This is a genomic window from Flavobacterium sp. ACN2 (assembly GCF_002303885.1).
Lineage (GTDB): Bacteria > Bacteroidota > Bacteroidia > Flavobacteriales > Flavobacteriaceae > Flavobacterium.
Genome location: NZ_MRCM01000022.1, coordinates 1 through 19,579 on the forward strand (window position 1 = coordinate 1; position 19,579 = coordinate 19,579).

A 19,579-nucleotide genomic window follows, 5' to 3' on the forward strand; every position below is an offset into this window, starting at 1 on the left:
ATTTTGTAATATGTGATTGATTTATTCGTTAACTTAGAAGATTAATTAATTTTAAAAAAGATATCATTATGAAAATTAAATCGATGTTATTAGGAATGAGTTTTACTTTTTTATTAGTGGCTTGTGGACCTAAAGATGCAGATATTCAAAAGGAAATTACTGCAAAATTAAGCGAATTACCTGGAGTTTCAGTGACTGTAGAGAAAGGTGTTGCGACTATTTCGGGTACTTGTAAAGATGATGCTTTCAAGCAAAATGCAGAAAGCATTGTAAAAGGAATAAAAGGTGTTAAATCTGTCGTGAACAATTGTGAGATTCCAGCTCCAGAACCTGTAGTTGCGGCTCCTGTAGAAATTAATCCTGATGCAGTTTTAACCACTTCGGTAAATGAGGTAGTAAAAACGTACAGCGGTGTAACGGCAACAGTTAAAGATGGCGTGGTTACACTTACTGGTGATATCAAAAGAAGTCAATTGCAAAATTTGATAAAAAGTGTTCAGGAATTAAAGCCTAAAAAAGTAGAAAACAAATTAACTATTAAATAATTGATGTTATGAGTTTAAAAGATAAATACAAAGAGTTAACAGATTTAGCTTCTAATTTAGGAGTGGCTGATTTGCAAGTAAGAGAACAAGATAATGTGCTGTATGTTGATGGAACGGCAAAATCTGCAGATGATAAAGAAAAACTTTGGGCTGCTTACGGAAAAATAGATCCTGATTTTAGATCGGCAGATGTAGTAATGAATATTGAAGTTTCTGAAGGAGCTTCTACAGAATATACTGTTGTAGGTGGAGATTCTTTATCAAAAATAGGAAAAGCGCATGGTGTTTCATGGCAGACTATTTATGAAGCCAATAAAGACATTATTAAGAACCCAGATATCATACAGCCAGGTTGGAAGTTAAAAATACCAACAGCATAATTTTACTTATGGTGTGTTGCAAAAGTCCATCTCAATGGTGGGCTTTTTTTGTTGTGATTTAATCGAAAAATTTATTCTCATTATGTCACTAAAGAACCTCAGGTTAATATCCTACTTGAAAACATATAAATCTCATCACAATATCTTATAATCATTTGATAATTAATCTCTCTAATTTTAAAAAATGTAAATTACTAAAAGAGAGTATTATGAAAATGAGATCCATTTTATTAGGAATGTGCCTTACTGTTGCTTTGGTTTCCTGTAAATCTAATGATGCTGATATTGAAAAAGCAGTTAATGAAAAAATAAATGATACTGATATTCAAGTTGCTGTACATGAAGGTGTGGCTACAATTACAGGTATTTGTGACGATGAAATGTTCAAGAAAAATATTGAAAAAAGCGTAAGAGCAACCAAAGGTGTAAAATCTGTGGTCAATACCTGCGAACTTGCCAGAGCCAATCAAGAACCTGCTGCGGCGACTGTTATTATTAATTCAGACACCGATTTGGATAAAGCTGTAAGCAAAGTAGTCGATGCGTACGATGGTGTGAGTGCAACTGTTGTTGGTGGCGTTGTTACGCTTTCGGGAGAAATTGCAAAAGATAGATTGCAGCCTTTAATGCAAAGTATTCAGGAATTGCATCCTAAAAAAGTAGACAATAAATTAACTATTAAATAAGGATGTTATGAGTTTGAAAGATAAATACAAGGAAGTGATAAATTTAGCATCCGAAATTGGAATTGCTAATTTGCAGGTAAGAGAACAGGATAATGTGCTTTATATTGATGGTACAGCGAAATCGGCTTCTGATAAAGAAAAACTTTGGAACGATTACGAGAAAATTGATCCTGAATACAGATCGGCAGATGTTGTAATGAATATTGCTGTTATAGAAGGTACAACAAAAGAATATATTGTAAAAGGAGGAGATTCGTTATCTAAAATTGCTGCGGCTTACGGTATATCATGGAACGACATTTTTGAAGCGAATATAGATATTATTTCAAATCCTGATTTGATTAAACCAGGTTGGAAATTGAAAATACCAATAGCATAATTTTTTTAGGTACAAAGGTTCAAAGTTGCAAAGCAACAAAGATTCTTATTTTATGTCATTCTTAGAAATTAAAAGGAATTTAGCTTCTAAGAATGACATAGATTATTGAATGTTTTTTGTTCTCAGTTTGTTTTTACTTGATTTAAAAGATATTTTCTTCTAAAAACTACCTTCCTCTAATACTTAAATCAAATAAAAATTTTGCTGTTTCCTGATCTGAATCTGCCGAAAAGCCAGCAACATAAACTCCTTTTTTACCCGAAGTCGATTTAATTCCGTATACAACTGCCTCATCCGCTGGGTCTGACTCACCCTCGTATCGATACACATGAACAATTTCAAATTTCTCAGGATTCTTTTTAATCGCGTCTGCATTTCGATTAAAATCGCACGTAAATCCTTTTTCATTCAATTGATCTAAAGCCTTTGAAACAGTTGCGTAATGATACATTCTTTTCATGATAAACTGAATTTAAATTATAGATTTTTAAAGATAACTATTTTAAAATTAAAATGTTATGATAAAATTCATAAAATCTGAAATTTAAAATCGTTATTGTTAGTGCTTAAATCCCTACTTTTGCACCGCAGACCGCCTTATCGTCGTCCCGATTCATCGGGAGGGAGGAAAGTCCGGACACCATAGAGAAGCATAGCGGGTAACGCCCGTCGGTTCCGAAAGGGATTAGGACAAGTGCAGCAGAAAGTATGTACAGGTAATGCTGTAGTGAAACCAGGTAAACTCTATGCGGTGAAATACCAAGTATATCGGCATTTAAGAGCTTCTCGTTCGTTGCCGAAGGGTAGGTAGATTGAGTCCAGCAGTAATGCTGGATCTAGATAAATGATAAGGTATTGTATCGTTGCAAAATGAGACAAGAACAGAATCCGGCTTACAGGTCTGCATTTTTTATATATTTGTGAAACTATCTAACTTGTTTTCATGAATACTGCCACTCCAAATTCTTCTTCAAAATCCAAAAGAAGCCTTTTTAGAACCATTGTAACCAATCTTACTTTTTGGGTTTTAATTGCTATTATTTCGGGTATTTTACTCGGACATTTTTCTCCAGCAAATGGTGTGAAAATGGAATTTCTGGGTAAAAAGTTTATCCAGCTAATTTCTCTTTTTATTGGCCCCATTATTTTCTTAACCATAGTTTTAGGGATTTCGGGAATGGGAAATCTAAAAAAAGTGGGAAGAATTGGCGTAAAAGCTTTAACTTATTTTGAAGTGGTTTCGACCGTTGCATTGGCAATTGGTGTCGCTGTTGCTTATTTGTTTAAACCTGGAAAAATTGATAAATCGAGTTTGACGTTTGGCGATGCAAGTCAGTATACAAAAGGAGCTTCCGAACATTTCTCGTGGTTGCAGTTTTTCTTATCCAATTTTACTTTGCAGGTTTTATTGGCTGCCATTATCTGCGGAATTGCATTGAATTTTTATCAGAAAAGAGAGCAGACTATTTTGGTTTTGGAACGATTCTCAAAAGTGGTTTTCTTCGGGTTAAAGTATGTAATGTATCTAGCTCCAATTGGTGCTTTTGGCGGAATGGCCTATACAATAGGTAAATTTGGCCTTGCAACTTTGATTCCGCTAGGAAAACTGATGCTTTGCGTTTATCTCACTATGGCATTATTTGTCTTTTTGGTTCTTGGAAGTATCTTGAGATATTATAAAATAAATATTTTTTCGATTTTAAAATATATCAAAGAAGAGCTTTTATTGGTTTTAGGAACATCGTCTTCTGAAGCCGCTTTGCCAAGTATTATGGTGAAACTGGAACGAATGGGTTGCAGTAAATCGGTTGTAGGTTTGGTTATTCCGACAGGTTATTCTTTTAATCTGGACGGAACTTCAATTTATCTTTCGATGTCGGTACTTTTTATTGCACAATTGTATGATGTTCATTTGAGTTTTTTCGAAATCCTGACCGTTATCGGAATTTTAATGATTACTTCTAAAGGTGCAGCAGGTGTAACCGGAAGCGGATTTATTGTTTTAGCATCGACATTAACTGCTTTGCATAAAATTCCCGTTGAAGGTTTAGCCTTTTTATTGGGAGTAGATAAATTTATGAGCGAAGCCAGAGCAATCACCAATTTAATAGGAAATACAGTTGCAACGATAATAATCTCGAAAACAGAAAGAGATTTTACAGAGTTAGATTTGAGTTACAAAGTAACAGAGTGACAAATTAACAAAGTAATCAGAACTTTGCATCTTTGGCACTTTGTTACTTTGTCACTTAAAATTACGATTCGTCCTTTGTTGTTCGCACCAGACTAATGCCCGACATGAAAAAGACAATTCCTAATATTCCGTAAATAATAAGCGATTTTATATCTCTGGTTTCTCCAGATGTGCCGGCAAAAATAACAGCCGTATAAATAAGTCCTACAATTCCGAGGATTGTAAGCAACCCACCGAAAAATCTTTTTAGGTTCATGATTGTTAGATTTAAAAGTTCTCTAACAAAGTTAAATTTCGATAAGTTAATTGCTGTTATACAATTGCTTATATAAAATTATATGATTTACAGGATGTTATTTTTCTATTTTAAACTCCAGTCCGATATTTCGGACGCTTTCAATCTTGATTTTCGGATCTGAATTAAAATATTTTCTAAGTCTGCTGATAAAAACATCCATGCTTCGTCCGGAGAAATAATCGTCTTTTTTCCAGACCGACATTAAAATCTGATCTCTTTTTAATAACTGATTGTGGTTTAAATACAAGTATTCGATAAGAGAAGCTTCCATTTCTGTAAGCTGCTGCACATGATTTTTATTGTTAAGTGTCAGACGTTCGTTATCAAAAATATACGAACCAATTTCGATTATGTTATTTCCGTCAAGACTTCTCTTTTGTTCGATTCTTTTTAGAATATTCTGCAAACGCAGCACCAGTTCGTCAACTTCAAACGGCTTCACAATATAATCGTCTGCGCCAAGTTTTAGCCCAATTATTTTATCTTCTTTTAGCTTTCTTGCGGTTAGAAAAATAAATGGAATTTCGGGATTAATGGTAATTATTTTTTCAGCCAATGAAAATCCGTCCATTTTGGGCATCATTACATCAAAAACACAAATATCAAAAGTCTGGTTTTTAAAATAGTCTAAAGCTATTTCGCCGTTTTCGGCCCAGATTACTTCAAATTGATGCAATTCTAGATATTGTTTTAAAATCGCCGCAAAGTCAAAATCGTCTTCGGCTAATAGTAATCTTTTCAAAATAAAGGGATTAAACTTTTAATAAAATAGTAAACTGAGTTCCTTTTCCTAAATCGCTAATAACGTTTACAGAACCCTGATGTGCTTTTACGATTTGGTCAACATAATACAATCCTAAACCTAAACCTTTTGTGTTGTGCAGGTTTCCTTGTTCTACTCGGTAAAACTTATCAAAAAGAAACGCTTGTTTGTTTTTGGCAATTCCAATTCCGTCATCTTCAAAACTGATTGAAAATTGTTTTTCGACAATTTTTGTTTTTACTGTGATTGTATTTGATCCATATTTTACAGCATTTTCGAGAACATTTAAGAAAGCAGTTGTTAAATGAAATTTATCCAAAACTAAAATAGTTTTCTCAGTCTGAAAATCGGTTTTAAGATTAATTTTTGGAAAAGTAATTTTAAAATCATTTGCAATAGAAAGAAGAAAATCTTCGGCTTCTATTTTTTCTTTTTGCAGTTCAATTTCATTTTCAGCCAAAGAATTTGCCATAACCTGATCAATCAGATTCTGGAGACGGTTATTCTGGCGCGAAATGGTATTTACAATCGAATTGAAATTTTCATCATTGTCACGAATATTTTTCTGCGCTAAAATCTTTGTCGAAATCCCCAAAGTAGCCAATGGAGTTTTCAGTTCGTGCGTAATATTATTGATGAAATCGGTTTTAACGTCGCTTACTTTTTTCTGTTTAATTAGAGCTCTAATCGCAATTACAAACAGACTGATTAAAATGGCAATCGAGAATAAGGAAAGAATCAGAATAAACGTCATTCTTCTTAGAATAATCATTTCCCAGTCAATAACAGAAACGTACATCGAATCTTCTGTCAATAATTTATATTCCTCATTTTCAAAAGTACCGTTTGTTGTTCCAACATAACTTCTTACTAAAAAGGCATGATTTAAAGAAGCCAGATTTCCGTACAATTTATTCTGGATAAAAGGTTTTTCAGAAAAAATAGTATCCGCTTCCTGTTCGTTTTTGTAAAGAATAAATTTGTTTAGAACAATGGCAAAATCGATCTTAAAATCGGGTAAATCTTTCTCAAATTTTCGTTTGATTTTTTGAGTTATGATGTTTTGAGATTGCGCATTCAAAACGCCATTTTTAATGTCCAATTTACTTTTTTTTCCTTTCATGTACTTTTCTGAAAGGCTTTTGTAAAGCACTTCTTTTCTAGAAACCAAAGCCGAATCGATATCGCTGTAATTATTGGTAATTTGAGCAATTTCGTTTTTAATCTGTGTATGAAACTGCGCTACTTTATATTCATAAGCCGTCTTTACTAAATAGCATTGTACTGTCATAAGCACAAATAGCGCTACGACAGAAAATCCGATTAATAAATTGATTCTTTGCTTCATATTGGTTAAAATGACGCTTCAAAAATACAGTTTTTAGCCAACAAATAGGAGATTAACCTTGCATTAACCTACGATTAACTTTCAGAATTGGGTTTTCAAAGCATTTTTGCAGCAACATAAAACCAAATTTTATAAAATGATACAAACGAAAAGATTTGCAGGAGCTTTATTTGCTTTCCTTTTTTTTATGAATGGTCACGCAAACGGACTGATTAAAGAAAAGCTTTATGAATTGAATATTGCTCCAAAACAAAAGGCCGTTTTAATTTTATTTCCTTGCTTTCCATGCAATATCGAAAACACTAAAAACGAAGCCCAATTTCTTAAAAACTTAAAACAGGAAGGTATAACTACCTTGTTGCTGAATTATAATATGAAATTGTACTTGTCAGAATCAGAAAAAAAAGAATATTCGTTAGCACTAAATTCAATTTTTGATCGCAATAAAATAGCAAAAGAGAATATTTTTATTGGTGGTTTTTCGAGCGGTGGCAATCTGGCGCTTTTGCTTTCTAATTATCTTATTCAAACCAAAAATGCCATACAGCCCAAAGGTTTAGTTGTGGTCGATTCTCCTTTAGATTTAGAAAGACTTTACGATGGCGCACAAGATGATGTTAAGAAGAATGTTAGTGAAGAAGCTGTTGAAGAAGGAAATTATTTAATACAACTCTTCAACGATGATCTCGGAAATCCAAAAGATAATATCGAAACCTATAAAAAAATGTCTCCTTATTTGGTTTCAAGCGATTCAAAAGTAAATATAGAATACGTAAAAGATATTAAAATTCGATTGTACTGCGAACCAGATTTAGAATGGTATTGGACGAACAAAAAGAGAACTTACGAAGAATTGAATGCCTTTCATTTAGAAAAAACATATCATTCATTATTGAATTTAGGAGCAGAAAAAGTAGAATTTATAAAGACTTCAAACAGAGGATTTGATGGGAAAGGAAATAAAAAACCGCATTCTTGGAATTTGATAGAAAGGGAGGATCTCATAAAATGGATTCTTAATTAACGAAAAATATCTAATCTAAACCCTATTCAAGAATGAATTACCTGCCATTAAAACTGCTTATTACTATTTTACTTTTTTGTCTTTCATTTATGGCAAACGCTCAGAATGAAACACCAAAAGATTCGATTTCAAATGAATTAAATGAAGTGGTTATCAGTAAGGAGAAAAAAATGTTTACCAATGCAAACGGAAATGTAAAGATTGACGTTGCCAATTCGGTTTACAGTACAATTCCAAATCCGATTGATTTGCTTTCAAAACTGCCATCGGTTCAAATAGGTAGTGATCGTGAAAGTATTTCGATTGTCGGAAAAGGAAATCCGTTAATTTATATAGATGGTCAAAAAGGAACCATAACCGATTTAAACGCTTTATCTGTTGCCGATATTAAAACAGTAGAAATTATTAAAAATCCGTCTTCTAAATACGAAGCCGAAGGCCGTGCTGTAATTTTGATTACTAGAAAAGTAAGTAAAAAAGATAGTTTTAAAACCGAAATTTCTGAAGTGGCTTCTTTTAAAAGAAATTACAATAATTATTTGGGGTTTAATTCTAGCTTTAAAAAAGATAAATTAGAATGGAAAGCCAATTTTAATTACAATCTACGAAATCCGTGGGAAAATCATAGTTTGGAATATGAAATCCCGAAGGCTTCTATAGTCTCCAATTATGATGTGACAGCAAATTCGCGTGTAAAGGAATATGTTTTTGGAGGAGGTGTGTTTTATAAAATAAATGAAGATGATTATTTGTCGGTTAATATAAATGGCAAAATGCGAAATGATACTTTTGATATCAATACTTTCACTTTTAATCAAAATCAGAGTCAGGTAAATAATGTCTTCACTTTTAGCGAAAATTCGAGCGCTAAGAATTTCTTGAATTCATTCATCAATTATTCGAAAAAAATAAAAGCTATAGACACTAAGCTTTTTATTGGTTTTCAGGGTTCCAACTACAATCAGCATTTGTTGAGTTTGGTGCAAAATAATTTTAATGAAACAGATTTTAAATTGTCGCAAAACCGGGATCAGAAATTTAATGTGGATGTTTTTTCTGGAAGGATCGATTTGGAGAAAAAGTTCAAAAATGAAGTGACTCTGGAATACGGCGGATTGTATTTAAAAGCGAAATCAAAATCAAATGCTGACATTTTTGATTTTGAAGAGGGTAAAAGCGAAGTTTCAGATTATGATTTTAAAGAAGAAAACCTCGCCGCCTATGTTCAGTTTTCGGGAAAGCTGAAAAAGATCGATTTTTCATTCGGATTAAGAACAGAAAATACCAATGTGTACTCCAAGTTTAAAGCGCAAGTTTTGCCTTCTATAGATAAAAATTACACCAATCTGTTTCCTAAAGCCGATCTTACAATTCCTATTGACAGCACAAAAAGCATCAATGTAAATTATTCAAAAAGTATTGTGAGGCCTAATTATTCATCTTTAAGTCAAATTGCCACCTATATAAATCCGTATTTTTTATATGGGAGCAGTATAAATTTAGGACCAGCATTTGTAGATGAACTTTCAAGCTCATTTCAGTATCGCGACAAAACTTTAAAACTGAGTTATTATCAGACCAAAGACGTAACTAATCCGAGTTTTGTTTTTAATGAGGAAACCAATGTATTAATGATTACCGACATTAATTTTAAGAGAGAAAGGGGTTTTACGATAGATTTTACACTTCCGTTTACCTATAAATTCTGGACAACAACCAACTCTCTAATTTTTGTAAAAAGTAAGGTTGAAGACGATACGGCACTTTTGCATCCTTCAAAGCCTTATTTGTATTATTACTCAAACAATACATTCAAATTACCAAAAGATTTTAGTTTCGTTTTTTCTTTCTGGGGAACAACCAAACAAAATGATGGGATTTTTGAGCGCAAAGCTAATTTTGTGGTCGATATGTCTTTGGCAAAAACATTTGGTAAAAACTGGAGTTGTACCTTGAATTACAATGATATTTTTAAAGCGACAAGTTACACCGATACTTTTACGGTGAATAATGTCCATTCAAAATTTAAATATTTAGTCGATGCCAACGAAATTTCTATTGCAGTTCGTTATTCTTTCGGAAAAATAAAAGATTCTGAATATAAGCAGAAAAGTGTAAACGAAAGTGAAAATAGAATTAGGTAAAATCCCAAATTTTAAAAATCCCAAATTCCAATTTTCTCAGAAGTGCCGAGATTGGAATTTGGGATTTTACTATTTTAATATTGGTATTTATCTATCCTTCATCTTCTTCAGATTCTTTTTTAGAAGCATCATGTGGTAATTCTTCATCATCATCGGTCGAATTCAATTCAAAAAAACTAAAGAAAGAACCGCCATAACTTTTCTGAAAAGAAAAATTACTCATATGATCCAGTTTGGTGTATTTTGAATGCTCGATAATCATCATTCCGTCGTCTTCCAATAAATCTCGTTCAAAAACGGTTAGAACGATTTTTTCAAAAGTGGCTTGATCCAATCCGTAAGGTGGATCTGCGAAAATGATATCGTAAGTAGTTTTAGAATTTTCTAAGAATTTAAAAACATCGCTTTTGGTTGCGGCAATATCAAAATCATATTCTGATGAAACTTGTTTGATAAATTTTACGCATCCAAAATCGCCATCAACAGAGGTAATTGGAGCACTTCCGCGCGAAGCGAATTCATAACTTATATTGCCAGTTCCCGAAAAAAGATCTAAAACCTTTAAACTGTCAAAACTAAAATGATTATTCAAAACATTAAACAATGCTTCTTTACTCATATCAGTAGTTGGTCTTACAGGTAGATTTTTTGGCGGAAAAATTCGGCGTCCTTTGTATTTTCCTGAAATGATTCTCATGATTGAAATAAGATATAATGTTTTTGATTTTGAGCGGTTGTAAAGCTGTTTCTTTCCTTCAGTTTTGAAACATCCATAAAAGAAATATGGCGCACATATTTGTACGCTATGGCATAAAATGGATCATTTTCTGAAATAGTTCCTAATAATTCTAATTTGAAACTTTCCGGATTCATGCTCATTTGTTCTGCTGTAAATAAAATATAGTAGATAAAATCTTCTGGTGTATTATATTCGAATGAATTAAACAGCAAAAGCTTTTGATTCTGGACTACAATAATTTCAAAATTCTCAGGATTAAAATTGACGATCATTTTCTTATCGTCGTTATTTCTTGAGTTATCCAAAAGTTTTTCGACCAAAATACTGTTAGCGTGTTTATAATCAAAAGACCCCACATTATCGATTAAGAAATTGTTGATATTCACAAACGGAATATAAACCGAGTTCATTTGATAATTCGGAATTTGATCAAAAGTAAAAAAGTCGGTATCAAATACTTTTGTAGTGTATTGCAGATAACTTCCTAAATAATTCTCATCAAACAAAGCAGTCGGAACAAAAGTCGAAAGGTTATTGTTATGAATAACCATTACTTCATCGTAAGTATTTTTTAATTCAGGATTGCTTTTGAAAGCATCATTGAATAAATCTTCAATTCGCGATGTCTTGCTGGTAGTATCAAACTTTATTTCCTTAAAAGAAGTGATGATATTATTTAAAGTATCAAAACAGCAATATGAAAATCCAGTCAGTGAAACCTGAATAGAAAGTTTTCTGTAATTTTTTGAAGTAATGTTAGTATTTTGTAATGACATAGTTGATTTACAATTCGTTACCTGTTTTAAATCAAGAAAGAATTTAAGCGACCACAAACTTACAAATAAAAAAAATAAGAATGTCAATTTCAATATCAATGAAAAAGACTTAATTAATATGCAATTTCAAAATTTAATATTACAAGAAAGTTAGCAGAATATTATCATTCTGTTTATTGTCAATTATTTAAGGTTGTAATTAAATTTAGGTTTTAGATATTATTTTAATTTTCATATTTAATTAGATTTTGCCATTGAAATTGCTATTGATATTGAATTTTGCCATTGCTATTGATATTGCTATTGATATTGAATTTTGCCATTGCCATTGAAATTGATTTTTGTCATTGCCATTAAAAAAAGCGACCTTTGTATTTCAATATTACTCTATGAATTCTGCACAGTTTTACGGTACTTTACAAAAGCGATTTCCTTTTGCTCCAACATACAAACAGGATATTTTTTTTCAGAAAATTGCAATCTTTCTAACCGAACCCCAAAACGACACGATTTTCGTTTTGAAAGGATATGCGGGAACGGGAAAAACTACCGTTATTTCTACTATCGTTAATAATCTTAGCGAGATCAATAAAAAATATGTTTTGTTAGCACCAACGGGACGTGCGGCAAAAGTAATCGCCAATTATTCGAATAATCCAGCCTTTACGATTCATAAAAAAATATATTTCCCGAAGAAATCTTCTGGAGGCGGAGTGGCTTTTACCAAGCAAGTCAACAAACATAAAAACACCATTTTTATCGTCGATGAGGCCTCGATGATCTCAGACAGTACATTAGATAGCGGCTCGCTTCTAGACGACTTGATCAATTATGTTTATTCTGGAAGCAATTGCAAAATGATTTTTTTGGGAGATACTGCCCAGTTGCCTCCAGTAAATTTAGATATTAGTCCTGCGCTGGACATTCAGACTTTGGGCATTCATTATGACAAAGAAATTGAACATATCGAATTGGACGAAGTAATGCGTCAGGAAGAAAGTTCAGGGATTTTATTCAACGCAACAGAATTACGTGAATTGTTGAAAGAAAGTTTTATAACCGAATTTAAATTCAATGTAAAGAAGTTTAAAGACATTGTTCGACTAACAGACGGTTACGATATTCAAGATGCGATTAATACCGCCTACAGCAATTATAGCATTGAGGATACTGCTTTTATCGTTCGTTCTAACAAACGTGCCAATCAATATAATGAGCAAATTAGAAGCCGAATTTTATTTAAAGAAAGCGAACTTTCGGTTGGAGATTTTTTGATGGTGGTAAAAAACAATTATTTCTGGCTGAAAGAAACGGACGAAGCCGGATTTATTGCCAACGGAGATATTATTGAAGTTTTAGAACTTTTCGGAATCAAAGAACTGTATGGATTTAAGTTTGCGAAAGTAAAAATAAGAATGGTCGATTATCCAGAGCAAAAACCTTTTGAGACGGTTTTAATTCTAGATACCTTAACTAGCGAATCTCCTTCTTTAACGTATGAAGAATCGAATCGTTTGTACGAAGAAGTGATGAAAGATTATGAAGATGAGCCAACCAAATATAAAAGATTTCAAAAGGTAAAAGAAAACGAATATTTTAACGGATTACAGGTTAAATTCTCTTACGCGATAACCTGTCATAAATCGCAAGGTGGACAATGGAATACGGTTTTTATCGAACAGCCATTTCTGCCAAACGGTATTGATACTGATTATATTAGATGGCTTTATACGGCGATGACACGTGCCAAAAATAAGCTGTATTTGATAGGATTTAAAGACGAGAGTTTCGAGGAATAGTTTTTTTGATAGCCACGACTAGAGCGATAGCGACTGGCGAAGCAATTCACGAATTAATCCAAATACTTTGCGCGTAGATTTTAAAAAATAAAATTAGTGAATTCGTGGCGGAAAATTTTAACTGTTTTAAATTGGCAAAAATGACAACACTAAATGCGGATAAACTATTAGTGGGTTCTCTAAATATGACTTCAGTAAAATTGATGTAGTATATTTTGCGAATCTTTACGAAGCCTTTGCGAGTCTCTGTAAAATAGGTTATACCGCAAAGTTGCACAAAGATTTACGCGGATATTCGCAAAGAGATTATTTTTCCTTTCTCAAATTATAGGCATAAAGATATCCATCTGCACTTCCGTAGAAAATAACATCATTGTTAATGAAAGGAGAAGAAACAATTGAACCTAATTTATAAAATTCATCCATCACCTTTTTGTTTTCGGCATAACTAGATAAATCGGCTTGTTTGGCAACGAAACCAAAATCCAAAAGATTGTTGTTAAGAATACTTGTAGCATATTTAGTTCTATTTTCGGTTGGAATTATATGCGATTCTTTTCCATCAGAAAGTAAGTTTAAGTCAAAAAAATTACCCGAAAAATCTCCAAAATAAATCGTATTGCCAGCAATTGCGGGCGAAGAATAAACGTAGCCATTGCCTTTAAAGCGATACTTTTCTTCTCCAGTTTTTGCATCCAATGCCAATAAAGCGTAAGTATCTGATGTTCCCACATAAACGGTATTATCTTTAATAACAGCCGAACTCAAAATCCAAGAGTTTTCGGCATTGTATTTCCAGATTACTTTTCCTGTTTCGGTATCAAGTGCAAATAGATACGGATCTCTTGCACCAAAATAAACAATACCATCAGAAATAGCTGCAGAAGCTTGAATTCCTGTAAAACCTGTTTTTATTTCAGTAGAGAACTTCCATTTTTCTTTTCCTGTTTTACAATCCAAAGCATAAAAAATACCATCCCATCCGCCAAAATAAACCGTGTTTTTTTCTAAAATAGGAGTGCTATGTATAGCCGCTTTAGTTTGAAAATTCCATTTTGGACTTCCCGTTTTAGCATCAACGGCATAAAGATTCCCGTCACTACTTCCAAAAATCGCCAATGCAGAATTATGGTCTAAATAAATAACAGGAGTCGAAAGATAAAAATCCCACAAATCAGCCATGAGTAAATCGCTTGGTTTCATGTCCCACATTCCGATTTCGCTATACCAATGTTCGCCTTTGGTTTTAAAGCGCCAAATTTCTTTTCCTGTTTTGGTATTTAAAGCATAATAATGGCCGTCAAAACTTCCAAAATAAACAGTATCATTATAAAGGCTTGCAGAACTGTGAACGGCTCCGCTGGTTTTAAATTTCCATTTCAGGTTTCCAGATTTTTCATCGACAGCATAAAAATAACCGTCTTCACTGCCAATATAAACAGTTCCGTTTTGTGCGATTGGAGAAGAAAAGATTTTCCCTTCCGTTTTAAATTTCCATTTTAAATCTTGTAAGGACTGATAATCTTTTCCAGCAAAAATGCGATTTGAAAATGCATTTAAAACATCCGTTTTGTTCTGAGAAAAAGTATTGGAAGTAAAGATTAAAAAGAAATAGAGCAGGAGAGAAGTAAAGTTTCTTTTCATAGTTTTTCTTATAAAAGTAAAAATATTTATAAGGTATTAAAATACAATGCTTTGAGGAATATGTTATAAAAATATTTTAGAAAGCTCTTTGTGAATAGTGTATTTGGTTTTATATGGAAATAACGAAAGAACTCTTCAAAGTTTTCCAATCGTTTTCATTTATGTGATATTGGTATAAAAGTTTATAATCTGAACAATTTGTTTAAAAAATAAATTGTTGAGACAATAAAATGTTTCATCTAAATTTGTTTATTTTTGCGTAAGTAATTGTTTGTCAGTTGATTGTTTGGTTTATGTTTTCTTTTTGAATAGTTTTTTAAATGCCTTTTGTGATTAACTGGTGATAAATTTAAAAAACGATAGAAGATGTTTACAAATTAAGTTAAAGTGCGGCATCAGCACTATAATCACTGATAAAATTAAGATGAATCCAAACAAAGCATTATGGGAAAAAGGCGATTTTACACGCGTTGCAGAATCTATGAGAGAAAGCGGTGCGGAATTGGTTGCCAAAATTGGAATAAAAGAAAATAGTGACGTTTTAGATCTCGGCTGTGGTGATGGTACTACCGCAATACCTTCGGCAAAATTAGGAGCCAATGTTTTAGGTGTTGATATAGCAAGAAATTTAGTTGAAGCTGGCAATCTTCGAGCAAGAAAAGAAGGATTAGATAATATTGTATTTAAAGAAGGAGACGCAACCGATTTAAATGAATTGAAAAACCAATCTTACGATGTGACGATGAGTGTTTTTGGAGCAATGTTTGCTCCAAAACCTTTTGATGTTGCTAAAGAAATGGTTCGTGTCACACGACCTGGAGGTAAAATTATTATGGGTAATTGGATACCGGGCGATCCAACGTTAATTGCACAAATCTTGAAAATTAGTTCTGAATTTACACCACCGCCTCCTGAGGGTTTTGTAAGTCCAATGCTGTGGGGTATTGAGGATAATGTTATCGAAAGATTCACAAATGCGGGTATTTCTAAAGAAAATATTTCTTTTGAGAGAGATACCTTTACATTTAAAGCAGCATTTCCACCTTCGGAGTGGCTAAATCGATTAAAAAATTACTATGGTCCAACCATGAATGCTTTTGAAGCTGCCGAGCAAAATGGAAAAACTTCAGATTTGTATGCTAAACTTGAAGGATTAGTTAATAGCCAAAACCAAAGTAATGACAAAAATTCTACCTTAATTCCTGCAACTTATCTTCGTGTTACAGTTTTGGCTTAATTTTTTTCTAAATACATAAGACAATAAGGTTGTTAATAATAATCGATTGTATGGTTGCTAGTAGACAGAAAATTAAAAGTAATTTTTGCATATTTGCAAACACTTAAAACCGGTGAAAATTAAATTACTAAATTTTGAGTTTTTTTAACTCAGTAAAATATAAGAATGAAAATAATAGCGGTAATTCCAGCCAGATATGCTTCAACTCGTTTTCCTGCCAAATTAATGCAGGATTTGGGAGGCAAAACAATAATTCTAAGAACCTATGAAGCAGCAGTTTCTACAAAATTGTTTGATGATGTTTTTGTAGTAACCGATTCTGATCTGATTTTTGATGAAATTGTTTCTAATGGAGGAAAAGCCATTATGAGCATTAAAGAACATGAATCTGGAAGTGATCGAATTGCAGAAGCCGTTGCGAATCTAGATGTTGATATTGTAGTGAATGTACAAGGTGATGAGCCTTTTACAGAAGCTGGGCCGTTAGAGCAGGTTTTATCGGTTTTTAAAAATGATTCAGATAAAAAGATTGATTTAGCTTCATTAATGCGCGAAATCACAGATGAAGAAGAAATCGATAATCCGAATAATGTGAAAGTGGTGGTAGATCAGTCGCAGTTTGCATTGTATTTTTCAAGATCTGTAATTCCGTATCCGAGAGAGAAAAACGTTGGTGTGAGATATTTTCAGCACATCGGAATTTATGCTTTTAGAAAACAGGCTTTGTTAGACTTTTACAGTCTTCCAATGAAATCTTTAGAAGCTTCCGAGAAGTTGGAGCAGTTAAGGTATTTGGAATTCGGAAAACGCATCAAAATGGTTGAAACGACGCATGTTGGAATTGGAATTGATACGGCTGAGGATTTGGAAAGAGCTCGAGCAATGTTGAGAGATATTTAATTAATATTTATATCCACAAACTTGTTATCCTGAGGAACGAAGGATCACACTCGTAAATCGACAAAGATTGGAGGCATTCTAAACGGAGTTTCTAGTGTGATCCTTCGTTCCTCAGGATGACAAATAAAACAAAAAAAAGCTCCAAATTCTTGGAGCTTTTTTAATATCTAAAACAATCTAAATTACTGGTATAAAGCAGGAAATTTAGAAGGATTTACTTCGTGCATCATATCGTAAATTTTCTCGTAAATGTCTTCTGCAGAAGGTTTAGAGAAGTAATCGCCGTCAGTTCCGTATGCTGGTCTGTGCGCTTTTGCTGCTAAAGTTTGTGGTTTGCTATCCAAATGTTTGTAAGCATCTTGTTCTTCTAAAATCTGCTGTAAAATGAATGCTGAAGCTCCTCCAGGAACGTCTTCATCAATTACTAAAAGACGGTTTGTTTTGGCAACACTTTTTACGATGTCTTTGCTAATATCAAACGGAAGTAAAGATTGAACATCAATAACTTCACACTCAATTCCTTTTTCTGCCAATTCATTAGCCGCTTGCATAACCAATCTTAAAGTTGATCCGTAAGAAACTAAAGTAATATCAGAACCTTCTCTTAGCGTTTCTACAACTCCAATTGGCGTTTTGAATTCACCAAAATTCAGTGGCGTTTTTTCTTTTAAACGATATCCGTTCAAACATTCAATAACCAAAGCAGGTTCATCACATTCTAACAAAGTGTTGTAGAAACCAGCTGCTTGTGTCATGTCTCTTGGAACCAAAACATGGATTCCGCGAATAGCATTAATAATCATTCCCATTGGAGAACCAGAATGCCAGATTCCTTCCAAACGGTGCCCACGGGTTCTAATGATTAATGGTGCTTTTTGTTTTCCAACGGTTCTATATTGTAATGTAGCTAAATCATCACTCATGATCTGAATAGCGTACAATAAATAATCTAAATACTGAATTTCAGCAATCGGGCGCAAGCCTCTCAATGCCATTCCGATTCCCTGACCAATTATAGTCGCTTCACGAATTCCGACATCGGCAACACGAAGTTCTCCGTATTTTTCCTGCATGCCTTCTAGACCTTGGTTTACGTCTCCGATGTTTCCAACATCTTCACCGAAAATTAAAGTTTCCGGATATTTGGCAAATAAAGCATCAAAGTTATCACGAAGAATCATTCTTCCGTCTAAATCTGCTTTTGCATTTTCAGCATATTTAGGAAGAACTTCCTGTACTGAAAATACATTTTTAGATGATTCAGAATGTAAATTACTGCTAAATTTTTCCTGAGTTTCTGCTATAAAATCTGTAATCCAATTTGATAAAAGAACTTTGCTGTTTGGAACTTCGATAAAACGAAGAATCTTTCTAGCATAAACCAATAATTCTTTCTTTAAAGGCGCTTTAATCGCACTTAATTCAGAAATTAATTTCTTGATTCTATCTTTATGGTTAATGCTTGCATCAGCAATTTGTTCTAATAAAGTAAGAAGGTTTTTTTGATCTTCAATAATTGGATTGATAAAGCTATTCCAAGCTTCTTTTTTAGCCTCTAAAACTTCTTTCTTTAGTTCAAAATCAATTTCTGCCAATTCTTCTGGAGATGCAATATTAATTGCAATCATCCATAAACGCATTTGACGAATACAGTCAAAATCTCTTTCCCAAGCCAGTCTGTCTGCACTTTTGTAACGTTCGTGAGAACCAGAAGTAGAGTGACCTTGTGGCTGTGTTAATTCGTTTACGTGAATTAAAACTGGAATATGTTCTTCACGCGCAATTGCTCCGGCTCTTTCATAAGTAGAAACCAGTTCGGCATAATCCCAGCCTTTCACTCTAAAGATTTCATAACCTTTAGAATCTTCATCACGCTGATATCCTTTTAAAATTTCAGAAATATTCTCTTTAGTAGTCTGATGTTTAGCATGAACAGAAATTCCGTATTCATCATCCCAAACACTCATTACCATTGGAACTTGTAGCACTCCAGCAGCGTTTATAGTTTCAAAAAACAAACCTTCAGAGGTACTTGCGTTACCAATAGTTCCCCAAGCTACTTCGTTTCCGTTAACAGAAAATTTCTCTTTAATTGTTATTCCACCAACCTCTCTGTAAATTTTTGAAGCTTGTGCCAAACCAAGTAATCTTGGCATTTGTCCTGCTGTTGGAGATATATCTGAACTTGAATTTTTTTGTTTGGTTAAGTCTTTCCAAGAACCATCTTCGTTTAAACTGTGCGTTACAAAGTGTCCGCCCATTTGTCTTCCGGCAGACATCGGATCAAAAGCTAAATCAGTATGACCGTATAAACCGGCAAAAAACTGTCTAGCATTCAATTCACCAATAGCCATCATAAAAGTTTGGTCGCGATAGTATCCAGAACGAAAATCTCCGTTTTTAAAAGCTTTTGCCATTGCCAGCTGTGGAACTTCTTTTCCGTCACCGAAAATTCCAAATTTAGCCTTTCCTGTTAATACTTCTTTTCGACCTAAAAGACTACATTCACGGCTTGTTACCGCAATTCTATAGTCATTCAATACCTCAGTTTTGAAGTCTTCAAATGTCAGTGTAGTATTGCTTTTTTCTTTTATCATAATCTTGTAGCGTCATGTTGTTTATGTCGCGAAATTACTTAAAAACAATCAATAATCATAATTCTTTGAACTAAATATAATTTAATTATTTGTATTCAAATCTAAAAACTACGTATTTTATTTATG

General features: G+C 33.1%; 18 protein-coding genes and 1 other RNA gene. 11 read left to right on the forward strand and 8 right to left on the reverse strand.

The genetic code is table 11. The features are described from left to right. Positions 1-68 precede the first annotated feature (68 nt). The 4 genes from BSF41_RS21505 to BSF41_RS21520 all read left to right on the forward strand — a co-directional run bounded on the left by BSF41_RS21505 (position 69) and on the right by BSF41_RS21520 (position 1,990). Entirely contained in the window at positions 69-545 is a 477-nt protein-coding gene (locus tag BSF41_RS21505) for a BON domain-containing protein (RefSeq protein ID WP_095931540.1), read from the forward strand. Positions 546-553: 8 nt separating this feature from the next. Further along, the gene (locus BSF41_RS21510; protein WP_095931541.1) at positions 554-925 is read left to right on the forward strand and encodes a LysM peptidoglycan-binding domain-containing protein; all 372 of its coding nucleotides are present in this window, start codon (positions 554-556) and stop codon (positions 923-925) included. A 209-nt stretch (positions 926-1,134) separates the two neighbouring features. After that, positions 1,135-1,611 carry a BON domain-containing protein gene (locus tag BSF41_RS21515; protein ID WP_095931542.1) on the forward strand — a complete coding sequence of 159 codons (477 nt, stop codon included), beginning with the start codon at positions 1,135-1,137 and terminating at the stop codon, positions 1,609-1,611. Between the two features lie 7 nt (positions 1,612-1,618). Then, positions 1,619-1,990, forward strand: a complete 372-nt coding sequence (locus tag BSF41_RS21520) for a LysM peptidoglycan-binding domain-containing protein (protein ID WP_095931543.1) — start codon at positions 1,619-1,621, stop codon at positions 1,988-1,990. A 166-nt stretch (positions 1,991-2,156) separates the two neighbouring features. Here the strand turns inward: BSF41_RS21520 and BSF41_RS21525 are convergent, their stop codons facing one another. After that, positions 2,157-2,450, reverse strand: a complete 294-nt coding sequence (locus tag BSF41_RS21525) for a hypothetical protein (protein ID WP_008467915.1) — start codon at positions 2,448-2,450, stop codon at positions 2,157-2,159. Between the two features lie 124 nt (positions 2,451-2,574). On the opposite strand from BSF41_RS21525, the gene rnpB reads away from it, so the two are divergent. Together rnpB and BSF41_RS21535 are read left to right on the forward strand one after the other, a co-directional pair. Beyond that, positions 2,575-2,902: RNase P RNA component class A (gene rnpB, locus BSF41_RS21530), an RNA gene on the forward strand. A 31-nt stretch (positions 2,903-2,933) separates the two neighbouring features. After that, positions 2,934-4,184, forward strand: coding sequence for a cation:dicarboxylate symporter family transporter (locus BSF41_RS21535; RefSeq protein WP_095931544.1), 1,251 nt, complete (start codon positions 2,934-2,936; stop codon positions 4,182-4,184). A gap of 61 nt (positions 4,185-4,245) precedes the next feature. Here BSF41_RS21535 and BSF41_RS21540 read toward each other — a convergent pair whose 3' ends face one another. From BSF41_RS21540 to BSF41_RS21550, 3 genes are all read right to left on the reverse strand, one after another. After that, a complete protein-coding gene (locus BSF41_RS21540; protein WP_008467912.1) occupies positions 4,246-4,440 on the reverse strand; it encodes a hypothetical protein in 195 nt (64 codons plus the stop codon). A gap of 97 nt (positions 4,441-4,537) precedes the next feature. Then, positions 4,538-5,224, reverse strand: coding sequence for a response regulator transcription factor (locus BSF41_RS21545; protein ID WP_095931545.1), 687 nt, complete (start codon positions 5,222-5,224; stop codon positions 4,538-4,540). Between the two features lie 10 nt (positions 5,225-5,234). Next, positions 5,235-6,593 carry a sensor histidine kinase KdpD gene (locus BSF41_RS21550; protein WP_095931546.1) on the reverse strand — a complete coding sequence of 453 codons (1,359 nt, stop codon included), beginning with the start codon at positions 6,591-6,593 and terminating at the stop codon, positions 5,235-5,237. A gap of 136 nt (positions 6,594-6,729) precedes the next feature. Between BSF41_RS21550 and BSF41_RS21555 the strand changes: the two genes are divergently transcribed. Then, complete coding sequence (locus BSF41_RS21555) at positions 6,730-7,617, forward strand: alpha/beta hydrolase fold domain-containing protein (RefSeq protein WP_095931547.1); 888 nt, start codon at positions 6,730-6,732, stop codon at positions 7,615-7,617. Positions 7,618-7,649: 32 nt separating this feature from the next. Next, positions 7,650-9,761 (forward strand): outer membrane beta-barrel family protein, encoded by a 2,112-nt coding sequence (locus tag BSF41_RS21560; protein WP_095931548.1) that lies wholly within the window; start codon positions 7,650-7,652, stop codon positions 9,759-9,761. Positions 9,762-9,852: 91 nt separating this feature from the next. Here the strand turns inward: BSF41_RS21560 and BSF41_RS21565 are convergent, their stop codons facing one another. Together BSF41_RS21565 and BSF41_RS21570 are read right to left on the reverse strand one after the other, a co-directional pair. Further along, a complete protein-coding gene (locus tag BSF41_RS21565; protein WP_095931549.1) occupies positions 9,853-10,458 on the reverse strand; it encodes an RsmD family RNA methyltransferase in 606 nt (201 codons plus the stop codon). Continuing rightward, a complete protein-coding gene (locus BSF41_RS21570; RefSeq protein WP_095931550.1) occupies positions 10,455-11,276 on the reverse strand; it encodes a DUF3822 family protein in 822 nt (273 codons plus the stop codon). The genes BSF41_RS21565 and BSF41_RS21570 overlap by 4 nt, the downstream gene beginning before the upstream one ends. A gap of 389 nt (positions 11,277-11,665) precedes the next feature. Between BSF41_RS21570 and BSF41_RS21575 the strand changes: the two genes are divergently transcribed. Continuing rightward, positions 11,666-13,075 (forward strand): ATP-dependent RecD-like DNA helicase, encoded by a 1,410-nt coding sequence (locus BSF41_RS21575; RefSeq protein WP_095931551.1) that lies wholly within the window; start codon positions 11,666-11,668, stop codon positions 13,073-13,075. A gap of 306 nt (positions 13,076-13,381) precedes the next feature. Here BSF41_RS21575 and BSF41_RS21580 read toward each other — a convergent pair whose 3' ends face one another. Then, positions 13,382-14,719: a PQQ-binding-like beta-propeller repeat protein gene (locus BSF41_RS21580; protein WP_095931552.1), complete on the reverse strand. Its 1,338-nt coding sequence runs from the start codon at positions 14,717-14,719 to the stop codon at positions 13,382-13,384. Positions 14,720-15,143: 424 nt separating this feature from the next. Between BSF41_RS21580 and BSF41_RS21585 the strand changes: the two genes are divergently transcribed. Both BSF41_RS21585 and kdsB read left to right on the forward strand, forming a co-directional pair. Further along, on the forward strand, positions 15,144-15,956 hold the full coding sequence (locus BSF41_RS21585) for a class I SAM-dependent methyltransferase (protein WP_095931553.1): 813 nt from the start codon (positions 15,144-15,146) through the stop codon (positions 15,954-15,956). A gap of 165 nt (positions 15,957-16,121) precedes the next feature. After that, complete coding sequence (kdsB, locus tag BSF41_RS21590; RefSeq protein WP_095931554.1) at positions 16,122-16,856, forward strand: 3-deoxy-manno-octulosonate cytidylyltransferase; 735 nt, start codon at positions 16,122-16,124, stop codon at positions 16,854-16,856. Between the two features lie 182 nt (positions 16,857-17,038). Here kdsB and BSF41_RS21595 read toward each other — a convergent pair whose 3' ends face one another. Next, on the reverse strand, positions 17,039-19,453 hold the full coding sequence (locus BSF41_RS21595; RefSeq protein ID WP_095931555.1) for a thiamine pyrophosphate-dependent enzyme: 2,415 nt from the start codon (positions 19,451-19,453) through the stop codon (positions 17,039-17,041). Positions 19,454-19,579: the final 126 nt, after the last annotated feature.

Coding starts and splice junctions, on each gene's coding strand:
- kdsB (WP_095931554.1), top strand. CDS start 16,122: ATGAAAATAATAGCGGTAATTCCAGCCAGATATGCTTCAACTCGTTTT.
- BSF41_RS21560 (WP_095931548.1), top strand. CDS start 7,650: ATGAATTACCTGCCATTAAAACTGCTTATTACTATTTTACTTTTTTGT.
- BSF41_RS21520 (WP_095931543.1), top strand. CDS start 1,619: ATGAGTTTGAAAGATAAATACAAGGAAGTGATAAATTTAGCATCCGAA.
- BSF41_RS21585 (WP_095931553.1), top strand. CDS start 15,144: ATGAATCCAAACAAAGCATTATGGGAAAAAGGCGATTTTACACGCGTT.
- BSF41_RS21535 (WP_095931544.1), top strand. CDS start 2,934: ATGAATACTGCCACTCCAAATTCTTCTTCAAAATCCAAAAGAAGCCTT.
- BSF41_RS21575 (WP_095931551.1), top strand. CDS start 11,666: ATGAATTCTGCACAGTTTTACGGTACTTTACAAAAGCGATTTCCTTTT.
- BSF41_RS21540 (WP_008467912.1), bottom strand. CDS start 4,440: ATGAACCTAAAAAGATTTTTCGGTGGGTTGCTTACAATCCTCGGAATT.
- BSF41_RS21515 (WP_095931542.1), top strand. CDS start 1,135: ATGAAAATGAGATCCATTTTATTAGGAATGTGCCTTACTGTTGCTTTG.
- BSF41_RS21565 (WP_095931549.1), bottom strand. CDS start 10,458: ATGAGAATCATTTCAGGAAAATACAAAGGACGCCGAATTTTTCCGCCA.
- BSF41_RS21510 (WP_095931541.1), top strand. CDS start 554: ATGAGTTTAAAAGATAAATACAAAGAGTTAACAGATTTAGCTTCTAAT.
- BSF41_RS21555 (WP_095931547.1), top strand. CDS start 6,730: ATGATACAAACGAAAAGATTTGCAGGAGCTTTATTTGCTTTCCTTTTT.
- BSF41_RS21550 (WP_095931546.1), bottom strand. CDS start 6,593: ATGAAGCAAAGAATCAATTTATTAATCGGATTTTCTGTCGTAGCGCTA.
- BSF41_RS21595 (WP_095931555.1), bottom strand. CDS start 19,453: ATGATAAAAGAAAAAAGCAATACTACACTGACATTTGAAGACTTCAAA.
- BSF41_RS21580 (WP_095931552.1), bottom strand. CDS start 14,719: ATGAAAAGAAACTTTACTTCTCTCCTGCTCTATTTCTTTTTAATCTTT.
- BSF41_RS21505 (WP_095931540.1), top strand. CDS start 69: ATGAAAATTAAATCGATGTTATTAGGAATGAGTTTTACTTTTTTATTA.
- BSF41_RS21525 (WP_008467915.1), bottom strand. CDS start 2,450: ATGAAAAGAATGTATCATTACGCAACTGTTTCAAAGGCTTTAGATCAA.
- BSF41_RS21570 (WP_095931550.1), bottom strand. CDS start 11,276: ATGTCATTACAAAATACTAACATTACTTCAAAAAATTACAGAAAACTT.